Origin of the sequence: Moraxella macacae 0408225 (genome assembly GCF_000320365.1) — a bacterium.
Classification (GTDB): domain Bacteria; phylum Pseudomonadota; class Gammaproteobacteria; order Pseudomonadales; family Moraxellaceae; genus Faucicola; species Faucicola macacae.
Map to the genome: position 1 here is coordinate 268,925 of NZ_ANIN01000002.1, position 19,254 is coordinate 288,178.

Consider the following 19,254-nt stretch of genomic DNA (forward strand, 5'->3'; position numbering starts at 1 on the left):
AGCAATTGTAGCATATTAAACCATCAAACGCACATCCACAAACCTCCCCGCAATCGCCGCCGCCGCCGCCATTTCAGGGCTGACCAAATGCGTACGCCCGCCGTTGCCTTGGCGTCCTTCAAAATTGCGATTGGACGTACTGGCACAATGCTCCTTAGGCTGCAATTTATCGGCATTCATCGCAAGGCACATAGAACAGCCCGGCTCACGCCACTCAAAGCCTGCGGCGATAAAAATTTTATCCAAACCCTCTTTTTCGGCTTGTTCTTTAACCACGCCAGAACCCGGCACCACCATCGCTTGCTTGATGGTTTTGGCAACTTTTCGCCCTACAATCACCTTTGCGGCGGCACGAATGTCTTCAATGCGTGAATTGGTGCAAGAGCCAATAAACACGCGGTCTAGCACAATATCGCCCAAAGATTGCCCAGCGGTTAGCCCCATGTATTGATACGCGCGTGTCCACGCATTTTTTTGCACGTCGTCTTTTGCCATATCCAGCGTTGGCACGGTTTGGGTGATGTCCACCACCATTTCAGGCGATGTTCCCCAAGATACTTGTGGGGCAATTTGGCTGCCGTCCATTTCTATCACCGCATCAAAATGGGCATTTTCATCAGAATGCAACGTTTGCCAATACGCCACCGCCTTTTGCCAATTTTCACCCGTCGGGGCATAAGGGCGACCCTTGACGTACTCAATGGTTTTGTCATCAACCGCCACCATGCCAACCCTTGCCCCAGCTTCAATCGCCATATTGCACACGCTCATTCGCCCTTCAATGGACATATCGGTAAACACTTGTCCACCAAATTCCACCGCATAGCCCGTACCGCCCGCCGTGCCAATTTTACCGATTATCGCCAAAACCACATCTTTAGGGGTAACGCCAAAGCCCAATTTGCCGTTTACTTTAATGAGCATGTTTTTCATCTTTTTTTGCACAAGGCATTGCGTTGCCAACACGTGTTCCACCTCAGACGTGCCAATACCGTGTGCCAAACAGCCCAACGCTCCGTGCGTGGCGGTATGACTGTCGCCACAAACCACCGTCATGCCCGGTAACACAAGCCCCTGCTCGGGCCCGACCACATGCACAATGCCTTGGCGGCTGTCGTTAATGCCAAATTTGGTGATGTTAAATTTGTGGCAATTTTCGTCCAAAGTTTGCACTTGAATGCGTGAAGTGGCGTCTTTGATGCCGTTTACGCCCTCGGCTCTCTCTTTGATGGAAGTTGGCACATTGTGGTCGGGCGTGGCAATGTTGGCAGAAAGCCGCCACGGCTTACGGTTCGCCAATTGCAAGCCCTCAAACGCCTGCGGACTGGTTACTTCGTGCAATAAATGGCGGTCAATGTAGATAAGGCTTGAGCCGTCATCACGCTGGCTTACCACATGGTCGGCCCAAAGTTTGTCGTATAAAGTTTTTGCACTCGCTTGAGGGGTTTTGCCTGTCATGCGTGAATATCCTTAAAATTTTTACAAATCATTGAGTTGATTGATGTAGTATAACAGAAAATTTTTATAAATTTAATTGATGATTTTTATAAGTTAAATAACTTTTTGGAATAATTGACAAAAACATCAAGCAAAACCAAAACAAAAACCAAAAAAAGATAAAAATGCTTGTGTTTGAATTTTGCTACTATATAATAATATTTAATATATTTATAAAATTAAAAAACTTTTGTTTATGTAAAAAAAGTTTTCCTTATTGAAACAAACAGTTATTTAAATAAACAGTTATAGGCAGTGCTGATGAACACCACCAATCTCAATACTTTTTTGGCAGTTATGCAAACAGGCAGTATTTCACACGCGGCAGACAAACTTTTTATTACGCAACCTGCTGTGTCAAAACGTATCAAAAACTTAGAAGATGAGTTTAACGTTACCTTGTTTGACACGGTTGGACGTGGCATTATCCCAACTCAAGCTGCTCACGATTTAATGCCACATGCCAAACGTTGGTTAGATGATTACGCCAATCTAAAAATTAATTTAAAAAATCGTCAACAATCCGTTTCTGGCAAACTTGTCATTGGTACAAGTCATCACATTGGCTTGCACCATTTACCTGCTGTGTTAAAACAATTTATCCAAAATTACCCAACTGTGCAGTTGGAGGTGCATTTTGTAGACAGTGAACAGGCACATAAGGCGGTGCTTGATGGTGATTTGTCTATGGCGTTTTTGACTTTGCCACCTGTGTATGACAAACGCTTAAACTATCACACATTGTGGTCTGATCCTCTGCATTTTGTAACAGGTACGTTGTCATCATTGGCACAAAAAATGAATGTAACCTTAGAACAATTGGCAAATTATCCTGCAATTTTGCCGGCGGCCAATACCTTTACCAGTCAAATTACCTTAGCAGAATTTGCCAAACACAACCTAAAACCTTACGCCACCATGTCCACCAATCCATTAGAGTCCATTCGCATGCTTGTGTCTGTGGGTTTGGGTTGGTCGGTATTGCCTGAAACGTTGATTAGCTCGGATTTGCAAATTGTCAATATGAGCGAACCCATTGAAATGCAGCGTTATCTTGGTCTTGTAACCAATCCAAACATTACCGTATCAGCCAGTATGGCGGCCTTGTTAAAAATGCTTAGCGTGGAGATATCAAAATAGCTTAATAATTTGTTAAGCATTGATAACTATTATTAAGCACTGTTAAATAGCAAAAATATTTATAATTGGGCTTTAATTAGATTAACCAAACGATAAGCCATCTCTTCGGTGTCCGCTGTGTTCATATTTAACGCCGGTAACAAGCGTATGATATTGCCACCTGATACGTTGATGATTAACCGATGTTTGTCGCGTGCTTTGTCAACCAAACTTGAAAAATCAATATCCCGATCCGTTGGCAATACCACGCCCAGCATCATGCCTTTACCGCGTATTGATACGTTGTCTTTTGCCAAATTGTCCGTGATGATACCGGTTAAAATTTTATGGGTTTTGGCAACATTGTCCAATAGCTGTTCATCATGAATGGTATCTATGACTTCATTGACAATTCGGCAGGCAAGAGGCGTACCGCCATAAGTTGAACCATGCGATCCGTAAGTAAAAATTGCATTGGCTTGTCCGCTTGTCATACACGCACCAACAGGAAAACCGTTGCCTAAGCCTTTTGCTGTGGTTAAGATATCGGGCTTTATTTGACTGTGTTGATAGGCAAAATATTTGCCCGTGCGACCGTTGCCCGTTTGTACTTCATCTAAAATCATGAGTAAATCATGCGTATTGCACACTTGACGTACTTGGGCTAAAAAGTCAAAACCATTATCTGCAACACGCACACCACTTTCGCCTTGGATCGGTTCTAGCATAATTGCACAAATGTCATCGTATTGATTTAAGGCTTGCTCAATTGCTGTGATATCACCAAATGGCACACGCACAAAATCATCATCAAGGGTAAAAAATCCATCACGGGCAACTGGATTGGCCGTTGCCGAAACAGTCAGTAGTGTACGCCCGTGAAATGAATGATCCATAACGATAACGCGAGCGTGGTTTTGACCGCGTTTTTTGGCAAACAAACGTGCCATTTTTAAAGCAGCCTCGTTGGCCTCTGCACCACTATTGGCAAAAAAAACCTTATCCATGCCTGCAACATGACACAGTTTTTCTCCTGCTTTTTCCTGCCAATCAATGCCAAATAAATTGCTGGTATGTACCAAGGTTTTTGCTTGATCGCTTAGTGCTTGGGTGATGCGCAGGTGGCAATGTCCAAGACCACAAACAGCAATTCCCATCAATGCGTCTAAATAGGGCGTGCCATCAGCGGTAAATAAAAAACTGCCTTGTCCTTTGGCAAAACTAATCGGTTGGCGTTTATAAGTGGGGAGTAGGTAACTCATGATGTGTCCGTTTAATGAAATGAAAATATTCTACTAAAAAATCAAGCATAAAAAAAGACAAGTTAGCAAAAACTTGTCTTTTTGTCATTTAATTTTAAATAAAATTGGTTTTAAATAAAATCAGATGGCTTCAATTTGTTCAGCTTGTGGGCCTTTTTGACCTTCGCTTAATACAAAACTAACGCGTTGGTTTTCTTTTAAGGTTTTAAAACCTGAACCTTGAATGGCACTGTAGTGTGCAAAAACGTCTTGACCGCCGTTGTCTTGAGCAATAAAGCCAAAACCTTTGCTTTCGTTGAACCATTTAACAGTTCCAGTTACTTTATTTGACATAATAAAATCCTAATTAAAAAAGTTGATGATATATTAATCAAGTTACAAGGTTTTAACGACATTGGTATCGTCAAAGGTGTAAAAAAAATTGTAACTATTATTGCAGGATTTTTTGCCAAAATGGATAAAAAAAGACTGAACAAAGCTAACTTGGTTTTGATTTACAAAATTTATAACATTTTATTCATTAATCAATTATATTAATAATTAAATGTATTAATAATCAAACAATCAATTGCATAAAATGTTAGGGTTTGCCACAGTTTTTAGGCTATGCAAACAGGTTGTACTTAACTAATGCCACCATTATACCTTAATTTTATAATTTTAGCCAATGTTTTATGAAAATTTTGTGTAATTTTTTTTATAAAACTGGCAAATTGGCTGAATTGTTGGAGATTTTTGCTATAAAAATTGGCTAAAAAAGTTTTTTTGTGAAAACTGGTATCAAAAAACGCAAATATTTGCTAAAATTGGCGATTTAATGTTTAGCAATTGCACAAACAGCATACACAAATCATGACACAAAAGGTGAATTATGTCTGACAAAGCCCCTCGTTACAATCGAATTTTACTCAAACTTTCAGGTGAAGCCCTTGCAGGTGCAAATGATATGGGCATTGATTCTGGGGTGCTTGATAGCATGAGTTTATCCATTGCACACCTTGTTGGGCTTGGGGTTCAGGTGGGTATTGTTGTCGGTGGGGGCAATTTATACCGTGGCAGTCAACTACAAAAACAAGGTTTGGTTGGGCGGGTAACAGGCGATCAAATGGGCATGCTGGCTACGGTGATGAACGGTCTTGCCATGCGCGATGCGTTAGAACGCCGTAATATCAAATGTCGCTTGATGTCTGCTATGCAAATTGGCGAGGTGTGCGAAAATTATAGCACGCGCAATGCCATTCGATATCTAAAAAATGGCGAGGTTTGCGTGTTTGTTGCAGGGACGGGCAATCCGTTTTTTACCACAGACACTGCTGCTTGTTTGCGCGGAATTGAAATTGAAGCGAATTTGATTTTAAAAGCCACAAAAGTTGACGGCGTATATAGCAAAGATCCAAATACCTGTAAAGATGCGGTAAAATATGATGAATTGACCTTTGATCAAGTGCTTGATCAAAAATTAGGGGTGATGGATTTAACGGCAATTGCTTTGTGTCGTGAACATAATGTGCCCTTACAAGTGTTTGACATGAGTAGGGTTAATGCCTTGTTAAATGTTGTGATGGGTGAGCCCGAGGGTACAAAAGTTTATCATTGATCTTAAAAACCCAGATCTTAAAAAATTTGGCTAAAACTTAGCTGTTAAAAAACTTAGCTGTTAAAAAATTTAAAAAACTGTTAAAAAATACTTAAAACCATTAAAGGAAATCTTATGACGAAAGATGTGCAAACCAAAGCCGAATCTCAAATGCAAAAAGCGATCGAAGCCTTAGAAAATGCGTTTAGCAAATTGCGTACAGGTCGAGCTCACCCTGGAATATTATCAGGCGTGATGGTGTCTGCGTATGGTTCAGAAATGCCCTTAAACCAAGTTGCCAGTATTAATGTGGAGGACAATCGCACGCTGTTGGTACAACCGTTTGATCGAAGTATGGTGCAGGCAGTGGATAAGGCTATTCGCGAGTCGGATTTGGGTTTAAATCCGATGAGTGCTGAAGTTATCCGTGTGCCACTACCTGCGTTGACCGAAGAAACGCGAAAAGACATGCAAAAATTGGCACGTACGGAAGCAGAACACAGTCGCGTATCGGTGCGCAATGCCCGCCGTGATGCCAATAATGAGTTAAAAGCCTTGGCAAAAGACAAGCAAATCAGTGAAGATGACGAACGCCGAGCAGCTGACATTATCCAAAAAATGACCGACAAATACATTGACAGTATTGATAAAAAATTGTCAAGCAAAGAAAACGATCTGATGGCGGTTTAACCAAGTGTCAATTTTCATTCTTACCGCTGATAGAGCGTTACCAAAACACATTGCGATTATTATGGACGGCAATAATCGTTATGCCAAAGCGTGTGGTTTGGCAGTGGGTGAGGGGCATTTGGCGGGTAAAGATGCCCTTGATCCGATTGTTGAGCATTGTGCCAAAATTGGCATACAAGTGTTGACGGTGTTTGCTTTTTCTAGTGAAAATTGGCAACGTCCGCCCAATGAAGTGGCGTTGCTTATGCAATTGTTGGAGCAAACCATTCAAGATCAGTTGCCACGCATGTTTCGCCATGAAATTGCCTTGCGATTTATTGGTGATAAAAGCCAATTAGCCCCACATTTACAAGCATTAATAACCGATGCAGAAGCCAAAACCGCCCATTTTAACAAAATGACCTTGGTGATCGCGGTGAGTTATGGTGGTAGATGGGATATCGTGAATGCCAGTCGACAGTTGGCAAAGGCGGTTGCACAGGGCGAGTTGACGGCGGATGCAATTGATGAGTGTCAGTTGGCAAAACATTTATCATTATCGGATTTACCTGCGGTGGATATGTTGGTGAGAACGGGCGGTGATTATCGGATTTCCAACTTTTTGTTATGGCAATCTGCTTATGCTGAACTTTTTTTTACCGAAACCTTGTGGCCTGATTTTACAAGCGATGAACTGGATGTGATGATAGCCACTTTTGTTGGTCGTGAACGGCGTTTTGGCAAAACATCGGAACAAATTGCACAAACATCTTAAAGGATATAAGGAAAAGTCATGTGGCAGCGCATTAAAACGGCAATTGTTTTGCTAATTATCGTGGGAGTGGCAATGTTTGCTACGCAGTCCAATGTACTGATTATACCCTTGTTGTTAGTCATGGTAACCGTGTCTGGCTATGAATGGGCAAAAATGTTACCGCCTTTATCCAGTTTGCCTAACCAGTTTTTATATCGCGGTAGAGCAGATGAAACCGCCTTGCCACGCCAACAAAAACATCATGCAATGTATGCCTTGTGCGTGTTGACTTTTGCGTTAATTAGTTTATTTTTGCCAAAAATTTGGGTGATTTGGTGGGGGTTGGCAAGTGTTGTGTGGCTGTTTGCCATCAATTGGGTGGCAAATTTTCCCAATAAAACCAAACATTGGTATGGCAAACGCTTGATTTTGGTTGGTTTAATCATCTTAATTGCAACTGTAACTGCTATGTACAGTTTGTGGCAAGTGTCTGCGTGGTGGCTTTTGTATGTGTTTGTGTTGGTATGGTGTGCTGATAGCGGTGCGTATTTTGTGGGTCGTAAATTTGGCAAGCGCAAAATGTCGCCTCATGTATCACCTAATAAAAGCATTGAGGGTTTAATTGGCGGTGTGGCAACAGGCGTAATTGTGGTATTTGGTGTAAGTCTTGGGCTGTTAAGTGATTGGTCTGGGGTTGCAATTGGTTTGTTTTTGCTTTTGTCATTGACAACGATTGTGATATCGGTGTTTGGGGATTTGTTTGAGTCTATGATGAAACGTCATGCAGGGATTAAAGATTCTGGTTGGATTTTACCGGGGCATGGTGGGGTATTGGATCGCATTGATTCGCAACTGTCTGCTATGCCAGTTTTTGCTTTGGGGTTTTGGTTGATGAATTATTTTCATCTTATTTAAGTCAATGTTTAAATTAAGTCAGTTTGGCTTTTGCCAATTGTTGTTTGATCGCCCAATCAATATGAATTTGTGCATTTTCACTTAAGGTTGGGTATTTTTGTTTAAGTTTGTCTACAATATTTTGGTCAAATGGGGCATTGCCAAGTGCCACGGCAATGTTGCGCATAAAATTATCATAGCCTGTACGTCTAAGCGGACTGCCCTCGGTATTTGCCAAAAAAATTGCATTATCCCACCCCCACAAATCCAATAAACTGCTGCTATCCAAATTATGACGTGGGTTAAAATCATCAATTTTTGCCAATTTTGCAAATTTATTCCAAGGGCAAACCAGTTGACAATCGTCGCAACCAAAAATTTTATTGCCCATTTTTGGACGTAATTCAAGCGGAATTTCACTGTCTAATTCAATGGTTAAGTACGAAATACAGCGTCTGGCATCTACCAACTGCTCTCCAACAATTGCACCTGTTGGACAAATATCCATACACGCCGAACAACTGCCACAATGAGGCAAAACTGGGCTATCAGCAGGCAAGGGTAAGCTGGTAAACAATTCACCCAATACAAAAAACGAACCGCTTTTTTGGTTGATTAATAGCGTGTGCTTGCCCGTCCAACCAAGTCCCGCCTGTTCTGCCAATGGACGTTCAGAAATTGGAGCAGAATCACTAAATGGACGAAAGACAAAATCATCAGCAAACTGGGGATAATCTGTTTTTAATTTGTCATGAATGCGTAGGGCAAGGGCTTTTAGCCGACTTCGCATGATTTTATGGTAATCTCGCCCTCGTGCATAGCGTGCAATAATTGCATGATTGGGATAATCATTGTCAGGAATGGAACGTTTTGGAGGTGGTGTAACCAAATAATCCAAGCGAACGCTTAAAATACTTTTTGTGCCTGCAACCAATAATGCAGGATTGGCACGTTTGTCGTGATTTTCATGAAAAAAATTCATGTTTCCGTGATACCCATCAGCAAGCCATTGCTTGAGTTTTGCCAATTGTTGGGGGAAAATTGGATTATCAGGGTGTACCACACCACAGTCAGAAAAGCCTAAATCTAAGGCTTGCTCTTTAATCCAATGTTTTAAAATGGTCAATGTGTTGGTGTTGTCTAAGTTGGCATTATCTGAATTATCAAGAGTTTTGGTGGGTATTTTCATACAAAACAAAAAAAATTAAACGATAAATAACGATAAATAACGATAAATAAAAAATTAGCAAATAAATGGGTTTTATTTGCTAATTTAAAATGCGGTTGTGTTAATGTTGTTGCGTTAATTGTTTACTGGATTGATTATTTACAGTATTGGTTAATGGCTTGTTGGGTTTCTTGACGTTTTAGCTCAATTTCACGCCCATCAAGGTATTTACGCTCTCCTTTATCACTCATTTCGTAAACGCGACCGCCAGCTTGTAGGTTAGAAAGTTTGTTTTGCAATGATTTGCAGCGTTCTTTGTCTTGCTCGGCTTGCTGGGCTTTGTTTTTTGCTTCTAGCTCGGCAATGCGTTGTTGTTCAGGGGTGAGAGCTTGTGTGGAATTATTGGCTTGCGTGGCAACTGGAGCGACTGAATGAAAGTTATTGCGATAGGAGTATTCTTTAACTTTATTTGCATCCACGCCATTTGATGGGTGATATTGCGTGTAGTGTGAGGTGCCACTGGCATCTGTCCAACCGTAATAATACTCATTATTGGCATGGGTATTTAAAGCGGTTATTGATAAAATAAGTAAACCCAAATATTTCATACTTAGATGTTTCATAGTGTCCTACCAAATTAAGGTTAATGTCAGTAAATACGGCTTAGATTAACATAACTTTAACAATAACGCAAAAAAATATGACAAATAAACGCAAAAAAATAATAAAAATAGGTTTGGTTAAAACTTAAAATTTTACTTTTAAAATGATTGATAAAAATAAGTTATAATATATCAAGGCATTTTTTCCTTGACTTTAAGCTAAAAAAAAACGATGATAGGCATATTGCTTAGTCATTAGCAAAAAATTACCGTTTTTTGTTATCGGATTGACAAAATTTATTTGTATTTTTTGGTTTTACATTTGTTTTTTTAAATGAATTTTACCAGTCCAAGCGTTTGACTTATCGGTTAACAAGACAAGTGCATATCTGTGCATTAAGCGTAATCTTTGTGGTTAAAACTTTGTGGTTAAAATTTTGTAAAATTTTAAGCAAAAAAATTAAGCAAAATTAGTTATTTTATAAAGCAAGTTATTTTATAAAGTCAAAAAAGTTACCCTGTTTGCTCGCTTTGTTTTTACCAACTTTGTTTTGTCAATTTTTAAAAAAATGTTAATGACTTTGTATTTTTATTTCATAAAATATAAAGGTGAAGACAGTGGTACAGACAACCCAATCTCCCAATATGACAGGCGAAAATCAATCCGCTCATGCAGCCTTAAACTTTGATAAAAAAACCGAACAAGCATCCATGGGTGAAACTGTCATGCTATCAGGGGCTGAAATGCTCGTGCAAGCCTTGATTGATGAGGGGGTAGAGTATATTTTCGGCTATCCTGGTGGGGCGGTTTTGCATATTTATGATGCCTTGTTTAAGCAAGATAAAATTGAACATGTGTTGGTTCGTCATGAACAAGCAGCAGGGCATATGGCAGATGCTTATAGTCGCACCACAGGCAAAACAGGGGTTGTGCTAGCCACGTCAGGTCCTGGGGCAACCAATACGGTAACAGCAATTGCCACAGCGTTTATGGATTCTATTCCGATGATAGTGTTGTCAGGGCAAGTGCCAGCCAGTCTGATTGGTGATGATGCCTTTCAAGAGTGTGACATGATTGGTGTGTCGCGTCCAATTGTCAAGCACAGTTTTCAAGTGCGTCATGCCAGTGAAATTCCAATGATTATCAAAAAAGCCTTTTATATTGCAAGTTCGGGGAGACCTGGGCCTGTTGTCATTGACATTCCAAAGGATAAAACCGCTCCAAATGAAAAATTCCCTTACAAGTTTTTAGAGTCGGTTGCCTTGCGTTCTTATCAGCCTTCTGTTAAAGGGCATGCAGGGCAAATTCGTCGTGCGGTAGACTTGTTGTTGTCAGCAAAACGTCCTGTTGTTTATGCAGGAGGTGGTGTTATTGCCAGTGGTGCATCTGATGAATTAAAAGATTTGGCTTGGCATCTTAATTTGCCTGTTACCAATACGTTGATGGGGCTTGGGGGATTTGCAGGTTCGGATCGTCAATTTATTGGCATGCTTGGTATGCACGGTACTTATGAAGCAAATATGACGATGCATAATTCTGATGTGATTTTGGCAATTGGTGCACGTTTTGATGATCGCGTAACCAATAATGTACAAAAATTTTGTCCCAATGCCAAAATTATCCATATTGACATTGATCCAACCAGTATTTCAAAAACCATCAGTGCACACATACCGATTGTTGGTGATGTCAAAAATATACTCAATGAGATGATTGGTATTATCAAAGAATCAGGCAAACAACTTGACAAATCCGCCTTGTATGACTGGTGGTCGCAAATTAACGAATGGCGCAAACGCCACGGTTTGCATTATGATAAAGGTGATAATGTCATGAAACCTCAACATGTTGTGGAGCGTTTGTATGAATTGACAAAAGGCAAGGCGATTATCACCTCAGATGTCGGTCAACACCAAATGTTTGCAGCCCTTTATTACAAATATGACGAGCCACGCCAATGGCTAAATTCTGGTGGGCTTGGTACGATGGGTGTGGGCTTGCCATATGCAATGGGTGCAAAATTGGCAAAACCTGATCGTGATGTGGTTTGTATCACAGGCGAAGGTTCCATTCAAATGAACATTCAAGAGTTGTCAACGTGTTTGCAATATAATTTGCCTGTAAAAATTTTGAATTTGAATAACGCTCAACTTGGCATGGTTAAGCAATGGCAAGACATGATCTATGAGGGACGCCATTCGCAATCTTATATGAACTCTTTGCCTGATTTTGTCAAACTTGCCGAAAGTTACGGACATATTGGCATTCAAATCACAGATCCTGAAAAACTTGACGATCAATTGGCATGGGCATTGGCACAAAAAGACAAACTTGTGTTTATTGATGTGATAGTGGATAGAAATGAACACGTATACCCTATGCAGATCGCAGGGCAATCTATGCGTGATATGTGGCTTGGCAAAGGGGAGCGTTCTTAATGAAATATTTAATTTCGGTGTTGATGGAAAATGAGGCAGGCTCGCTATCACGAGTGGTTGGTTTGTTTTCACAGCGTGGTTATAATATTGAAACATTAAATGTTGCACCAACGGACGATCCAACGCTATCACGTTTGACTTTAACCACCAATGTCGATGTTGATAAAATTGAACAAATTACCAAACAATTGCACAAATTAATTGAAATTGTAAAGGTTATTGAATTGTCTGATTGTGTGCATATTGAACGCGAACTTATGTTGATTAAAGTGCGTGCTACAGGGGTTAATCGCGAAGAAATTAAGCGTAATGCGGATATTTTTCGTGCTCAAATTGTAGATGTAACGCCGAATCTGTATACCATTCAAATTGTTGGTGATTCAGAAAAATTAGATGGTTTTATTGATGTGATTGGACGTGATAAAATTTTAGAAGTGGTACGAAGCGGTGTGATTGGCATTGCTCGAGGCGAAAAAGTCTTGGCAGTGTGATTTTTAACAATGCAGTTTTTACAAATGCAGTTTTTACAATTTTTAACCCAATGCCAATTTTGGCAAATTTAGAAAGGAAAATTCTATGAGTTTAAATATTTTTTATGACAAAGATTGTGATTTATCCATCATTCAAGGCAAAAAAGTTGCGATTATTGGTTATGGCTCACAAGGCCATGCCCATGCGTTAAACCTTAAAGACAGTGGCGTTGATGTAACCGTAGGCTTGCGTGAAAATTCTGTGTCTTGGAAAAAAGCCGAAAATGCAGGCTTAAAAGTTGCCAAAACCGCCGATGCGGTAAAAGATGCCGATGTGGTGATGATTTTAACCCCTGATGAATTCCAAAAGCAGCTTTACAATGATGTGATCGAACCGAATATCAAACAAGGGGCAACCTTGGCATTTGCTCACGGTTTTGCCATTCACTACAATCAAGTTGTGCCAAGAAAAGATTTAGATGTGATTATGGTTGCACCAAAAGCTCCAGGACATACTGTGCGTTCTGAATTTGTCAATGGAGGTGGAATTCCTGATTTAATCGCTGTATACCAAGATGCCTCAGGTAAAGCAAAACAAGTGGCGTTGTCTTACGCATCGGGCGTGGGTGGCGGACGTTCTGGCATTATTGAAACCACGTTTAAAGATGAAACCGAAACCGATCTGTTTGGTGAACAAGCGGTTTTGTGTGGCGGTGCGGTAGAACTTGTGAAAATGGGTTTTGAAACGTTGGTTGAGGCTGGTTATGCCCCAGAAATGGCGTATTTTGAGTGTTTGCATGAATTAAAACTGATTGTGGATTTGATGTATCAAGGCGGTATCGCGGATATGAATTACTCAATCAGCAATAATGCCGAGTTTGGTGAATATGTAACTGGCGTGGAGGTGATTAATGAACAATCAAGACAAGCGATGCGTAACGCCTTAAAACGCATTCAGTCAGGTGAGTACGCTAAAATGTTCATTGCTGAGGGTCAATTAAATTACCCATCTATGACTGCTCGTCGCCGCCAAACTGCAGAGCACGATATCGAGAAAACAGGTGAAAAACTGCGTGCGATGATGCCGTGGATTACCAAAAGTAAAATTATTGACAAAGAGAAAAATTAATTTTGCTTAATTTTTTGAGTGATAAAAACCGCTGTGATTGTTTGACGGCGGTTTTTGAATAAATAAAGCAGTACGCAAGTTTCGGCTTTACCCTAAAACTTTTTACCTTAAAAATTTGGCATTAAAATCCTGCCTAAACTCTGTTTCATTATCATGATTATAAAATTTAAATCCTAAGCATTTTATTTCTTGATAGCCTTGATTGTTAATTGCGGCTAAATAATCTTTATAATCGTCGCTGTTATAATGATGCATGTCAAATTTAATTTCGCTGTGATTATTTAAGGCAATTAATGCTTCTTGTTTCCAGTTATCGTGTGCAATTAAATGCCCGCCTTTGGGTTCAAATAAACATTGATAATAAAAGGCTTTATTGTCATAATCGTTAATTATCATTAAATAATCAGGAGCAAAACGTTTGCCATTTTCTGGATTAAAAATATAATAATCCAATTCATTGCGAATTAAATAAATTTGTGCATTGTTAAATTTTTGTTTTAATTTGTCTATTTGGTCGGCAATAAATTTCACAAAATGCTTTTCTTCACTTGTGCCGTAATTTTCGCTATACGCATACCACTCGGCGTTTTGTATGTCATAACGTAAAGTTTCATTAGAATGGGTACTTTGGGCTTTACCACGTTCGTCTATTGCTTCTTCACCATTTGGTGTTTGATAAGAAACCAAATAAATATTCTTTTCAGCTTTAAAAACTTCTGACAAAGGTTTTGGGCGAAACACTTTACTGCCCGTAACAATTGGCATATTTTTATCAATCGCGCGGCGCACTTGTGGCAAAATACCGATGACCAATAATTGTAATTTCTCGTGCGCGCTTAGATTATAAATTTCTTTACCAACAGAATAACTGTATTCAATGTCATATTGCGGCAAATATTCATCAATTAAATAATCAATACTGGGTAAATCTACAATGTGTTGCACTAAATTATTAAAACGAAAAAAGTTATTTTCTGCTAATATTAGTGCTTTTTGAATCATATGGCGACTAAAAAATTCTGTGGTTAATTTAATATCGGTGATAAATTTTTGTTCATCATTATTGTTGTTTTGTTTATCGCTAAGTGCTTGTTCGCGCACGGTATAATTATCGGCTTTAATTTTATGATTAAAGGTTTTTTGTACTTCATCGGCAGTGGTGCGTTTTCGGTATTCTTGTTGATTTACCAATACAAAACCATGTTGATAAGTTGCACTTTGCATAAATTCTGGTTTTAAATAAATGGTACGTTTTTGCATTCCTTGATTAACAATGCCTTTATCCAATAATTTTTCTTGCAATTGGGTTAAAAAAGTACCTGTTTTGACAAAATGATAATAAAATGTTTCTAAAATCCGTCCGCCATCTTGTGGTGCATTATCAAATTTGCGTTTATATTCATCAAATTGAAAAAATTCACCTGTATCACTAATCATGTCATCTTTTTTATAGTTTCTGGGTAATTTATACGGTTTTAATCGTGCGCCGCGCCCAATTAATTGAATGTCTCGCGCTTCTGCTTTTTTCTTTGCAGAAATATCAAAATGAATAATATCAAACAAGCCCAAAACATCCCAGCCTTCATTTAATGCATTGACTGCAAAAATAGCGCGCATGGTATTATTTGGCATATCCAGCTGTGATAATTTATCGGCATTTTGTTTATTTTCGCTGTTATAAACCATACTATTATGTTCGGCAAAATGCATTTTTATGCTGCTAATAAATGCCAAAAGCCCCGTATGGTCTTTTTGACTGCTAAGATTTTCGGCTATCCAAGCAAACATACTAGCAATTAGCGGATTTTCTTGTTTGTCAATTTTTCTTAAATGCTCAAAATCTTTTAGTTGTAAAGAATTAATTACTTGATGAAAACAGGTTCTATCGTCAATGCTTTGATTAATTTTTGCCGATTTAATTAACACAATGGGGTTGAAAATTTCGTTCATTGTATATTTGGCATACAGTTTGCGATATTCGCTTAATGCTACGGCGTTAACAATTAATAAGCGCTTTTGGTCGGCAATATGAGTTTCTTCATTGTATAAAAAACTGACGTTTTTACTATAACCGTCTTTGTTAAATTGGGCAAAATCATAGCGTGCAATGATTTTATCTTTATATTTATCAAAAATGGCTTGATTGTCTAAATCTACAGTAGCGGTAAATTCTAGCAGTAAATTTTTAGAATTGGCGTTTAAAATTGATTGAGTTGCATTTTCCCAATTATTAATCTCTTTGTTTTCACTTTCTTTGCGTTTTTTCTTGGTTTCTATATTTAAATGATGGGCTTCATCAGCAATTAATACTGTGCGATTGTTCTCAAAATCCTTTAAAGTGAGACTATTTTCTTTTGCTATAGTTAGTCTATTGTATAGCATAGTCGTGCTATAAAACATCAAATTAATGTCATCACTGTTTTTGTCGGCATCATGAAAATGATTGATTTTTCTTATTTTAATATGCCTGTTATTAAATTTAATTTGTTTTTTAAATAAATATTTGGCAAAAGTAGGGTCGGTTAAGTTTTTAATAGCTTGTTCAATAATTGGCGTTTGATTGGTAAAAAATAAAAAGAAACGATAGCCTGCATCGTATAAATACAAAATAAGCGCCGCCATAATTAATGTTTTACCTGTGCCTGTTGCCATATTAAACAGTACATGACGTATGCCTTCTAAGCCATTATTTTCATAAGTATAAATAAAATGTTTGATGGCATTTATTTGATAATCACGCAAAGTTTTGGTTAAATTATCGCTAATTTCAGAGGGTAATTCAAACTCATTTGCCCAAGTTTGATAGTCTGGATTATTGGCAATTTGATTAAACAAAAACTCATCAAGTTTATCTTTTAATTGCAATGGATTTTGATTGTTTTTTAAAATGCGTTTAGTCATGGTTTGCTCCAGTATTGGTAGCGTTATTAAGATTTAATTGGTCTTGTTGTTCGTTATTTTGATAAATAGGTGGTTTGGTTATATTACAATAATCATCGCCATAAAAAGCCACTGTTAATGCTTTTTCGTCATCGCTAACATTGTGCTTTTGGTCGTTCATATCCAAAAGATTTAAATACAATTGATTAACGTCCAAAATTTCAATTAATTTTTTCTTACGCGCATTTAAATTACCAATTAAATTATTATCATCGTCTTTTTTAAACGCATCGGCAAGTTCTTGGTTGCTGTCAAAAGAAAATTGCAAAAATGCATTTTGTTTCATTTCGTGATAAACGCTGTTTAATTCACTAATTGTTTTGGCGTTATTAATCATATCAACGTATAAATGATTGTATTTTTTAAGTTCAAAATAACAAAACGAACCACCGCCTTGCCAATTAACCGCTTTAGAAATACCGCCTTGCTCGCCGTCAATGACTTTTTGTAAGCGTACTTTGGTAATGTTGTCAATATAATCCATTTGTTCAATGCCAATCCAACGCCGCCCCATTTTATGGGCGACGGCGCAGGTTGTGCCGCTTCCTGAAAAGAAATCTAAAACGATGTCATTTTCATTTGTTGCTAGACTTATAATTCTATGCAATAGTTTTTCTGGTTTTTTTGCCGACCTAAATTTAACATTTCCCTCTTTTGCATTTGTTTGAAATATTTGGTCGTCCCAAAAGTCAGATATTAAAACGCCAAAATAATTTTTTCCTTCATGTTTTACAACTCTATCAGCAAGATTAGTGAAAACTCCACCATTGTAAACCAATACAGTCTTATTCATTGAGTTTTTAAATTCAATTACTTTGTTTGTCTCTAAACTTTGCAGTATTGCTTCTTTTGTTTTTTCTCCAGCTTTTCCATTGCTTTTTTCTAAAGAGTAAATATTTTCAAAATTTTTTAAACAGTATTCTTCCAATTCTTCTGATGAGTATTTTAATTTAAGATTTTCAACAGAATACCCGCTTTCTGTTTTTATGACTTCATAACAATAATTATCATTGAATTTAGTTTTAATAAGAAGTGGATTAAACCTTGAGTTTGTGTTTTTTGAATAAAATAACAAATACTCTTTTAATTTAAATAATCTTTCACCTCTTTTGACGTTTATTGCATTAACGCCACTTGGAGTACTTGTTTTTATAGCAATACATTCTTTGAAATTCTCTCTCCCAAAAATTTCGTCCATCAAAACCTTTAAATACGCCTGCTCATTATCATCAATCTGCACAAAAATAACCCCATCATCACTTAATAACTCACGCGCCACTTCCAACCGATTTTTCATAAAAACCAGCCACGATGAATGATTAAAATTGTCATTGTATTTAAAACTGTCGCTGCCTGTATTATACGGCGGGTCAATATAAATCAGCTTAACTTTACCCGTAAGACGCGCCTTTAAAGAATGCAGCGCTAAAAGATTATTGCCTTTAATTAATAAATTTTGCAATAAATTGTTGTCATCATCAAAAAATTTTACTTGACTTTTATTTAAATTATGCGATGATTGATTGATTGATTGATTGATTGATTGATTGATTGATTGATTGATTGATTGATTGATTGATTGATTGATTGATTGATTGATTGATTGATTGATTGATTGATTGATTGATTGATTGATTGATTGATTGATTGATTGATTGATTGATTGATTGATTGATTGATTGATTGATTGATTGATTGATTGATTGATTGATTGATTGATTGATTGATTGATTGATTGATTGATTGATTGATTGATTGCACTTTTTTCGCCTGAATAAAACGCAAAATTGGTTAATACTTTTGGCTCAAGCAATGTATCAATTGCACTGGCGTGTTCTGTTTCATGAAAAAACCGCTCTTCACGCCCTGCATCTTCTTTATTCATACCCGCTTCTAATACCGTATCTTTATACGGAAAACTTAACACAACATCGCTATTGTGCAAAATAAATTCTTTATTGTTGTCATTATATAAGCCAATTTTATTGCTTAAATGGGTGGTTTTGTACTTGCTCATGGGTGTCCTTTGGGTTGGTAAAAGGGCAATTTTAGCGGTAAATTGGGCGTTTGGCAAGAGATTGCTTGATTTTATGGGTTTATTGTGTTAAATACGCAAATACAGGGTTTTTTTGCACGGCGTTTTAAGATACAATGACAACCTTGATTTTATCGGCGAGATATTATGACCACGGCTTTTTTGACTTTATCTATTAATCCACTTTCGTTGTTTAGTTTGTCATGGGAGAATATTGATTGGCAGGCTACTTATCTGTTGGGATCGTTTGTGATGACGGTATTGGTGCTTTACGAGGCGGTAAGTTTATACCGAACAGGGGGTAAGCTGTCTGAAGATTCGTGGGTGCATATGGTGTCAATATTGGGCGTTGTGTGGCTTATTGTATCGGCTGTGGCATTGTATTATGTGAATTTTGAACGTTTTGCTATGGTTATTCCAACGATTTTTATTGTGTATAATTTGTTTGGTTGGGGATATAGCATGTATTTGGTTAAAGATGATGTTGATTTTATGAAGATTGAGACGGTAGAGGATATTGTCATACCAAAACCGTATATAGATTATTCTATGGCGTTTGGTGTGGTGGCATTGTCATCTATCGGTGCGTTGGTGCTGTATTTGTCAAGTCAGGGGCGATTGGCCTTGGCTATGCTTGGCTTATAATTGAAATTTTTCAAAATCATTAAAAAAACTGATTTTTTTGTTGTGATATTTTTAC

The 19,254-nt window shown here is 38.0% G+C and carries 16 protein-coding genes; 9 read left to right on the plus strand and 7 right to left on the minus strand.

Features of this window, described 5'->3' with window-relative positions; translation table 11 throughout:
- Positions 1 to 15 precede the first annotated feature (15 nt).
- Positions 16 to 1,458, minus strand: a complete 1,443-nt coding sequence (leuC, locus tag MOMA_RS06745; RefSeq protein WP_009501767.1) for a 3-isopropylmalate dehydratase large subunit — start codon at positions 1,456 to 1,458, stop codon at positions 16 to 18.
- 300 nt (positions 1,459 to 1,758) lie between these two features.
- Here leuC and MOMA_RS06750 point away from each other — a divergent pair, with 300 nt between their 5' ends.
- A complete protein-coding gene (locus MOMA_RS06750) occupies positions 1,759 to 2,637 on the plus strand; it encodes a LysR family transcriptional regulator (protein WP_009501768.1) in 879 nt (292 codons plus the stop codon).
- A gap of 59 nt (positions 2,638 to 2,696) precedes the next feature.
- Here the strand turns inward: MOMA_RS06750 and MOMA_RS06755 are convergent, their stop codons facing one another.
- Positions 2,697 to 3,878: an aspartate aminotransferase family protein gene (locus MOMA_RS06755; protein WP_009501769.1), complete on the minus strand. Its 1,182-nt coding sequence runs from the start codon at positions 3,876 to 3,878 to the stop codon at positions 2,697 to 2,699.
- A gap of 120 nt (positions 3,879 to 3,998) precedes the next feature.
- On the minus strand, positions 3,999 to 4,211 hold the full coding sequence (locus tag MOMA_RS06760; protein WP_009501770.1) for a cold-shock protein: 213 nt from the start codon (positions 4,209 to 4,211) through the stop codon (positions 3,999 to 4,001).
- Between the two features lie 538 nt (positions 4,212 to 4,749).
- Between MOMA_RS06760 and pyrH the strand changes: the two genes are divergently transcribed.
- The 4 genes from pyrH to MOMA_RS06780 all read left to right on the plus strand — a co-directional run bounded on the left by pyrH (position 4,750) and on the right by MOMA_RS06780 (position 7,792).
- The gene (gene pyrH / locus MOMA_RS06765; RefSeq protein ID WP_009501771.1) at positions 4,750 to 5,475 is read left to right on the plus strand and encodes a UMP kinase; all 726 of its coding nucleotides are present in this window, start codon (positions 4,750 to 4,752) and stop codon (positions 5,473 to 5,475) included.
- A gap of 114 nt (positions 5,476 to 5,589) precedes the next feature.
- Positions 5,590 to 6,144: a ribosome recycling factor gene (gene frr, locus MOMA_RS06770; protein WP_009501772.1), complete on the plus strand. Its 555-nt coding sequence runs from the start codon at positions 5,590 to 5,592 to the stop codon at positions 6,142 to 6,144.
- Positions 6,145 to 6,148: 4 nt separating this feature from the next.
- Positions 6,149 to 6,898 (plus strand): polyprenyl diphosphate synthase, encoded by a 750-nt coding sequence (gene uppS, locus MOMA_RS06775; RefSeq protein ID WP_040625174.1) that lies wholly within the window; start codon positions 6,149 to 6,151, stop codon positions 6,896 to 6,898.
- 18 nt (positions 6,899 to 6,916) lie between these two features.
- Entirely contained in the window at positions 6,917 to 7,792 is an 876-nt protein-coding gene (locus MOMA_RS06780; RefSeq protein WP_009501774.1) for a phosphatidate cytidylyltransferase, read from the plus strand.
- A gap of 13 nt (positions 7,793 to 7,805) precedes the next feature.
- Here MOMA_RS06780 and queG read toward each other — a convergent pair whose 3' ends face one another.
- Positions 7,806 to 8,960: a tRNA epoxyqueuosine(34) reductase QueG gene (gene queG, locus MOMA_RS06785; protein WP_009501775.1), complete on the minus strand. Its 1,155-nt coding sequence runs from the start codon at positions 8,958 to 8,960 to the stop codon at positions 7,806 to 7,808.
- A gap of 134 nt (positions 8,961 to 9,094) precedes the next feature.
- Entirely contained in the window at positions 9,095 to 9,562 is a 468-nt protein-coding gene (locus MOMA_RS06790) for a hypothetical protein (protein ID WP_040625175.1), read from the minus strand.
- A gap of 705 nt (positions 9,563 to 10,267) precedes the next feature.
- Here MOMA_RS06790 and MOMA_RS06795 point away from each other — a divergent pair.
- The 3 genes from MOMA_RS06795 (at position 10,268) to ilvC (ending at position 13,579) form a co-directional block, all read left to right on the plus strand.
- On the plus strand, positions 10,268 to 11,980 hold the full coding sequence (locus tag MOMA_RS06795) for an acetolactate synthase 3 large subunit (protein WP_227498108.1): 1,713 nt from the start codon (positions 10,268 to 10,270) through the stop codon (positions 11,978 to 11,980).
- Entirely contained in the window at positions 11,980 to 12,471 is a 492-nt protein-coding gene (gene ilvN, locus MOMA_RS06800; protein ID WP_009501778.1) for an acetolactate synthase small subunit, read from the plus strand. The genes MOMA_RS06795 and ilvN overlap by 1 nt, the downstream gene beginning before the upstream one ends.
- 85 nt (positions 12,472 to 12,556) lie before the next feature.
- On the plus strand, positions 12,557 to 13,579 hold the full coding sequence (gene ilvC, locus MOMA_RS06805) for a ketol-acid reductoisomerase (RefSeq protein ID WP_009501779.1): 1,023 nt from the start codon (positions 12,557 to 12,559) through the stop codon (positions 13,577 to 13,579).
- Between the two features lie 102 nt (positions 13,580 to 13,681).
- Here the strand turns inward: ilvC and MOMA_RS06810 are convergent, their stop codons facing one another.
- Positions 13,682 to 16,480: a DEAD/DEAH box helicase family protein gene (locus MOMA_RS06810; RefSeq protein WP_009501780.1), complete on the minus strand. Its 2,799-nt coding sequence runs from the start codon at positions 16,478 to 16,480 to the stop codon at positions 13,682 to 13,684.
- Positions 16,473 to 18,536: a site-specific DNA-methyltransferase gene (locus MOMA_RS09585; RefSeq protein ID WP_009501781.1), complete on the minus strand. Its 2,064-nt coding sequence runs from the start codon at positions 18,534 to 18,536 to the stop codon at positions 16,473 to 16,475. Before MOMA_RS09585 ends, MOMA_RS06810 begins: the two co-directional genes overlap by 8 nt.
- 165 nt (positions 18,537 to 18,701) lie before the next feature.
- On the opposite strand from MOMA_RS09585, the gene MOMA_RS06820 reads away from it, so the two are divergent.
- On the plus strand, positions 18,702 to 19,199 hold the full coding sequence (locus MOMA_RS06820) for a hypothetical protein (protein WP_009501782.1): 498 nt from the start codon (positions 18,702 to 18,704) through the stop codon (positions 19,197 to 19,199).
- The last annotated feature ends 55 nt before the right edge of the window (positions 19,200 to 19,254 follow it).